Annotated in this window: 4 protein-coding genes and 1 pseudogene; 1 reads left to right on the top strand and 4 read right to left on the bottom strand. The window is 71.7% G+C overall.

What is annotated here, in order from left to right; translation table 11 throughout:
* Nucleotides 1–81: pseudogene (locus AB0O29_RS13410) on the top strand (response regulator transcription factor); the annotation flags it as partial.
* A gap of 5 nt (nucleotides 82–86) precedes the next feature.
* On the opposite strand, the gene AB0O29_RS13405 reads toward AB0O29_RS13410, so the two are convergent.
* The 4 genes from AB0O29_RS13405 to AB0O29_RS13390 form a co-directional block, all read right to left on the bottom strand.
* Nucleotides 87–848: an ABC transporter permease gene (locus AB0O29_RS13405; RefSeq protein ID WP_365150747.1), complete on the bottom strand. Its 762-nt coding sequence runs from the start codon at nucleotides 846–848 to the stop codon at nucleotides 87–89.
* Nucleotides 845–1801, bottom strand: coding sequence for an ATP-binding cassette domain-containing protein (locus AB0O29_RS13400; RefSeq protein ID WP_365150744.1), 957 nt, complete (start codon nucleotides 1799–1801; stop codon nucleotides 845–847). Before AB0O29_RS13400 ends, AB0O29_RS13405 begins: the two co-directional genes overlap by 4 nt.
* A gap of 81 nt (nucleotides 1802–1882) precedes the next feature.
* Nucleotides 1883–2572 carry an alpha/beta fold hydrolase gene (locus AB0O29_RS13395; protein WP_365150741.1) on the bottom strand — a complete coding sequence of 230 codons (690 nt, stop codon included), beginning with the start codon at nucleotides 2570–2572 and terminating at the stop codon, nucleotides 1883–1885.
* Between the two features lie 43 nt (nucleotides 2573–2615).
* Nucleotides 2616–6425, bottom strand: a complete 3810-nt coding sequence (locus AB0O29_RS13390; RefSeq protein ID WP_365150738.1) for an amino acid adenylation domain-containing protein — start codon at nucleotides 6423–6425, stop codon at nucleotides 2616–2618.
* Nucleotide 6426 lies beyond the last annotated feature (1 nt).

The following is a 6426-nucleotide window of genomic DNA, read 5'->3' as shown; positions in this document are numbered from 1 at the left end:
CTGATGCAGACCGCGAAGGACGGCGAGTACGACGAGGCGGAGGCACTGGACACCGGTGCCGACGACTTCCTCTCCAAACCCCTGGTTCAGGCCCGCTTGTTGAACGAGGAGACCGCCCACAGGTAGCCGATGAGGGCGAGCCCGAGGCACCAGGCGACGGCGGCGAGGGCGTCGCCGCCCGACGGGTGGCCCTGGAGCAGTCCGCGCAGGGTCTCGATGATCGGGGTGAAGGGCTGGTACTCCGCGAACTGCCGGATGCCCGTGCCCATGGACTCCGCCGGGACGAAGGCGGTGCTCAGGAACGGCAGCATGATCAGCGGTACGGAGGCCAGGCCGGCCGATTCCACGGTCTTGGCGGCCAGTCCGGTGGCGACGGTGAGCCAGCCGGCCGCGAAGCTCAGCAGCACGATGACGCCGACGACGCCGAGCCAGTCGAGGGCGCTCGCGCCCGGGTCGAAGCCCATGGCGAAGGCCACGCCGACGATGGCCGCGCAGGCCACCAGGCAGCGCACCGAGGTGACGATGACGTGCCCGGTGAGCATGGCGCCGCGGGAGACGTCCATGACCTTGAAGCGGTTGATGATGCCCTTGGTCATGTCGTCGTTGACGGCGGTGGCCGTGGCGCCCAGCCCGTAGCTGATGGCCATGACGAGCAGGCCGGGCGTGGCGTAGTCCACGTAGTCCTCGCCGACGCTGAAGGCGCCGCCGAACACCCCGACGAACATGAGCATGATGATGATGGGGAACAGGACCGCGTTGAAGACCGTGACGGGGTTGCGCACGGTGTGCTTCAGGTTGCGGCGCAGCATGATCGCCGAATCGGCCAACGGCGTCGAGACCGTGCTCACTGTGCGATCGCCTCCTTGCTGGTCTGCTGGGTAGCCGCCGTCTGCTCGGTCAGGGCGAGGAAGACGTCGTCGAGGTCCGGGCGCTGCACGGAGAACTCCTGGGCGTCGATCGCGTGCGCGTCGAGGCGGTCCAGCAGGGCGCGCACCGACCGGGTCTCGCCGTCGCCGGGCACCCGCAGGGTGAGCTCCTCCTCGTCCCGGGAGGCCTCGGTCAGGACCCGGGCCGCCGCGTCGAGTTCGACGAGGTCGGCGAAGCGGAACCGGACGTGGGTGCCGGGGATCTGGCGCTTGAGCTCCTCGGGGGTGCCCTGGGCGACCAGGCGGCCCTGGTTGAGGACCGCGATCCGGTCGGCGAGCTGGTCCGCCTCCTCCAGGTACTGGGTGGTGAGGAAGATGGTGGTGCCCTCGGCGACCAGCTCGCGGACGATCCCCCACATGGTGCGCCGGCTGCGCGGGTCGAGACCCGTGGTCGGCTCGTCCAGGAAGATCACCTGCGGGTTGCCGACCAGGGTCATCGCCAGGTCCAGCTTCCGGCGCATGCCGCCGGAGTAGGTCGAGGCCTGCTTGTCCGCCGACTCGACCAGGTCGAACCGCTCCAGCAGCCCCGTCACCACGCGGCCGCCGTCGCGCACGCGCTTCAGGTCCGCCATCAGCGTGAGGTTCTCCCGGCCCGACAGCAGCTCGTCGACCGCGGCGAACTGGCCGGTCACGCCGATGGCCCCGCGCACCCGCTTGGTCTCGGTCGCCACGTCGTGCCCGGCGACGCGCACCGTGCCGGCGTCGGCCTTCATCAACGTCGTGAGGACGTTGACCGTCGTCGTCTTGCCGGCCCCGTTCGGGCCGAGCAGGGAGAAGACCGATCCCGCGGCGACGTCGAAGTCGATGCCGTCGAGCACGACCTTGTCACCGTATGCCTTACGCAGCCCTGAAACTGCGATCGCTGAACTTCTCATGCCTCCACTTTCCTCTCCGGGCCTGTCATCGACCTGTCACGCCCCTGACACGGCGCTGGAGTGCGCATCCGCTGTCCGGGGCTACTGCTCGGCGATCGCGTCGAGGACCTCCCGGCCCGCGTCGACCAGGTACATGTGGTCGCCGGGGAACTCCGCGTAGGAGAAGCCGGCGGTGGTCGCCGCCTGCCACTGGCGGGCCTCCTCTGCGGTGACCAGGCCGTCGTCGGCGCCGCGCAGCGAGCGGATCGGCACGGCCAGCGGTACGTCGGTGCTCGGTACGTAGCTCTCGTGCATCTCGCAGTCGGCCTGGAGGACGGGCAGGATCAGCTCGCGCATCTCCGGGTGGTCCAGGGCCTCGTGCCGGAAGCCGGCGAACTCCTCGACCCGGGCGAGGAACTCCTCGTCGGGCAGGCCCGCCGCGCGCCGCTCGCGCTGGGTCCAGGGGCCCGGGGAGCCGCTGACGACCAGCCCTTCGACGTGGACGCCGCGCTCGCCCAGCAGGTGGGCCAGCTCGTACGCGAGCACGGCGCCCAGGCTGTGCCCGAACAGGACGGTCCGCGCCCCTTCGCCGAGGTCGGCCACGACCTCGTCGATCGAGCCCTTGGCCGCCTCGTAGACGTTGCGGTACGGCTCCTCCATGATCCGCCGCTCCCGGCCCGGCAGCTCCACCGAGGCCACCCGCCACCGGCCGGCGGCGAGCTCGCGCCAGGGGTGGAAGAAGGAGGGACCCGCTCCCGCGAACGGCACGCACAGCAGCGTGGTCTGCGTCATCGACACCAACTCCGATCATCCGTCCGACGGTCCGCCGGGTTCGTCATGCCAGGTCCGCCAGCTTGCGGTTGAGCACCTCGAAGACCTCGGACACCGGTCCGGGCAGGTTCATCTCGTGGTGGGTGGCGGCCACGTCGTGCTCCTCGATCGCACCGCGGACGTAGGGGCGCCACAGGTGGGCGTACATCTCGTCCTTGAGGGTGGCGTGGAAGAAGACGACGTCGCCCTCGTAGACCGGGGACTCCCAATCCATCATCAGGTTCGTGTTGTTGGCGAGGACCTTCGACATGTTGTCGAGGAAGTCCTGCTGGTTCCCGGTGCCGATGTACTGGCCGAAGAAGTCCTCGAGCTCGTCGCGGTAGTCGTCTACCGTCTTGTTCCGGTGGATGTCGGACCAGCCCTGGCCGCCCGGCTGGGAGTCCAGGATCGCGGTGAGGGCGATCTCGTGGCCGCGCCGGTCCAGGCCCGCGGCGACGGCCTGGACGAGGGTGCCGCCGTAGGACCAGCCGACCAGGTTGAAGGGGCCCTCCGGCTGGACCGCGAGCATCTCCTCGATGAAGTGGTCGACCATCTCGTCGATGGACTCCACGAGCGGGGCCCGGCCGTCGGCGCCGCGCGACTGGAGGGCGTACGCCTGCCGGCCCTGCACGTGGGTGACGAAGCTGAAGTACGCCCAGCCCAGGCCGCCGCCGCCGTGGAAGAACCACAGCGGCTTCCTGCCGGTGCCGGGGTCGCTGTTGAGCGGCAGGACGACGCCGAAGGGGTCGGCGACCTCGTCGGGGACGGCTCCGGCGAGCAGCAGGGCGGCAAGCTCGGCCACCGTCGGGAACTTGATGATCGTCCTGAGCGGCAGTTCGACGTCGAAGTCCTTGCGGATGCGGACGCTGAGCCGGGTGGCGAGCAGCGAGTGGCCGCCGAGGGCGAAGAAGTCGTCGTCGACGCCGACGTCCTCGCGGTCCAGCAGTTCGCGGAAGACGGCGGCCAGCCTCTCCTCGTGGGAGTTGCGGGGCGCGCCGCCGGCCGGGGCGGCGGCGCTGCCGTCGGGCAGGGCCTGCCGGTCGAGCTTGCCGTTGGGGGTCAGCGGGATCTCGTCGAGGGGGATCAGCGCGGAGGGCACCATGTAGTCCGGGAGGCGTCCGCGCAGGTACTCGGTGAGCTCGGGGAGGAGTGCGGCGGGCGCGCCGGCGTCCGCCGCGGGCACCACGTAGCCGACGATGTTCCGGTCGCCCTGCCGGTTCTCGCGGACGACGACCGCCGCCCGCGACACGTCGGGGTGTCCGGCCAGGACGTGCTCGATCTCGCCGAGCTCGATGCGGAAGCCGCGCACCTTGACCTGGTGGTCGGTGCGGGCCAGGTACTCCAGCTGCCCCGCCTTGTTCCACCGCACCAGGTCGCCGGTGCGGTACATCCGGGAGCCGGCGGGGCCGAACGGGGAGGGCACGAACCGTTCGGCGGTCAGCTCGGGGCGGTCCTGGTAGCCGCGGGCGAGTCCGTCGCCGGCGATGTACAGCTCGCCCTGGACCCCGCGCGGGACCGGGCGCAGCCGCGCGTCCAGCACGTACACCTGCGTGTTGCCGATCGGCGTGCCGATGGCCACGCCCGCCCCGGCCTTGAGGGGGGCGGTGGTGGACCAGGTGGTGGTCTCGGAGGGGCCGTACCAGTTGCCGGCCTCGGCGGCCTGTTCGGCCAGGGTCTCGGCGAGGCGGACGGGGACGGCCTCCGCGCCGGTGATGATCCGCAGGCCCCGGGCCGCCTCGGGCTCGTGGGTGAGGAGCATCTGCCAGAAGCCGGGGGTGGCCTGGACCACGGTGACGCCGTGGCGGCGCAGCAGGGCGGTCATCGCCGAGGGGTCGGTGACGGTCTCCTTCCGCGCCAGGACCATGGTGGCGCCGGAGACGAAGGGGAGGTACAGCTCGGTGTTGGCCATGTCGAAGGACACGGTCGTGCTGAACAGCATCCGGTCGGCGGGGGTGAGCGGGAAGCGGCGGCCGGCCGCGGCGAGGAAGTTGGCCACGGCGCCGCGCGGGATCGTCACGCCCTTGGGGGTGCCGGTGGAGCCGGAGGTGTAGATGACGTACTGGGTGTTGTCCGGGCGGACGACGGCCTCGGGCGGGGTGTCCGGGAGGCCGGCGTAGTCCGCGGCGGCGAGGGTGTCGGCGTCGAGGACGAGCGTCGGTTTCGCCTGTTCGAGGACGAAGTCGATGCGGGAGCGGGGGTGGTCCGGGTCGACGGGGACGTAGGCGCCGCCGGCCTTGAGGACGGCGAGCAGGGCCACCGGCAGGTCGGCGGTCCGGGGCAGGCACACGGCGACGAGCGACTCGGCGCGCACGCCGCGGCCGGCGAGCCAGTGCGCGAGGCGGTTCGAGCGGGCCTCCAGCTCGCGGTAGGTGAGCGTCTCCTCCTCGGCGATCAGGGCGAGGGAGTCCGGGGCGGCCTCGGCGCGGCGGCGCACGGCCTCGGCCAGGCCGCCTTCGAGGGTGGCCTCGGCGGTGTCGTTGACCTCGGTGAGGAGCAGTTCCCGTTCGCCCTCGACGAGGACATCCACGTCCCCGACGCGGGTCTGCGGGTCCGCGGCGAACTGCTCCAGGACGCGGGCGTAGCGGGCGGCCATGTCCTCGACGGTGTCCCGGTCGAAGAGGTGGGTGGCGTAGGAGATGTCGCCGCGCAGGGCGCCGCTCTCGTCGGTGGTCATGCTGAAGAACACGTCGACCTGGGTGGTCGCGAGGAGGGCCTGGCGGTATTCGACGTCGAGGCCGTCGAGTTCGAGGGACCACTTCTCGGTGTTCTGCCAGCCGCACATGACCTGGAAGATCGGCCGGTAGGCGGCGGAGCGGTCGGGGTTGAGCTGCTCGACCAGCACCTCGAAGGGGACGTCCTGGTGCTCGTAGGCGGCCAGCGCCTTGTCGCGCACCTGGGCGAGGAGGTCGGCGAGGGTCGGGTCGCCGGAGAGGTCCATGCGGATGACGAGGTTGTTGACGAAGCAGCCGATGAGGTCGTTCAGGGCCTCGTCGGTGCGGCCGGCGATGGGCGTGCCGACCGGGATGTCCTCGCCGCCGCCGAGCTTGCCCAGCAGTACGCCGAGCGCGGCCTGCATGACCATGGACATGGTCAGCCCGCGCCCGTCGGCGAGCTTCTGCAGTCCGGCCATCACCCGCGCCGGCACGGGGATGGGCACGGCGTCCCCGTCGGTGCCGCCCTCGACGGAACGGGGGCGGTCCAGCGGGAGGTTGAGGGGCTGCGGCACCCCGTCCAGTTCGCGGCGCCAGTACGCGACCTGCTGCGCGCCCAGGCTCGCCGGGTCCGCGAGGTCGCCGAGGACCTCGCGCTGCCACATCGTGAAGTCCTTGTACTGGACGGGCAGCGGCTCCCACCGCGGGGCCCCGCCGGCCCGCCGGGCGTTGTAGGCGGCGGCCAGGTCGCGGGCCAGGGGGGCGCCCGAGCTGCCGTCGGAGGCGATGTGGTGGATGACCAGGACCAGGACGTGCTCCTCGGGTCCGGTGCGCAGCAGGCGGGCCCGCAGGGGGATCTCCGCCTCCAGGTCGAACCAGTGGGCGACGGTCTCGTCCACGGCGGCGGCCTCGTCCTCGGGCGCCACGTCGGCGACCGGGAGCGCCACCTGCTCCAAGGCCCGCTCCAGCGGCAGGATGACCTGGTGGGGCTCCCCGTCGTCGTCCGTCAGGTAGACGGTGCGCAGGATCTCGTGCCGGTCGACGAGGTCGCCGAGGGCCGCGTGGAGGGCGGCCCGGTCCAGGGGCCCGGTCAGCCGGAACGCCGAGGAGATGTTCCAGGTCTCCGCACCCTCCAGCTGGTGCAGGAACCATGTGCGACGTTGCACGAAGGACAGCGGGATCATT

Source organism: Streptomyces sp. NPDC089915, assembly GCF_040684675.1.
In the GTDB taxonomy this organism is placed as follows: Bacteria; Actinomycetota; Actinomycetes; order Streptomycetales; family Streptomycetaceae; genus Streptomyces.
This window is presented reverse-complemented; position numbering and strand designations above follow the sequence as displayed.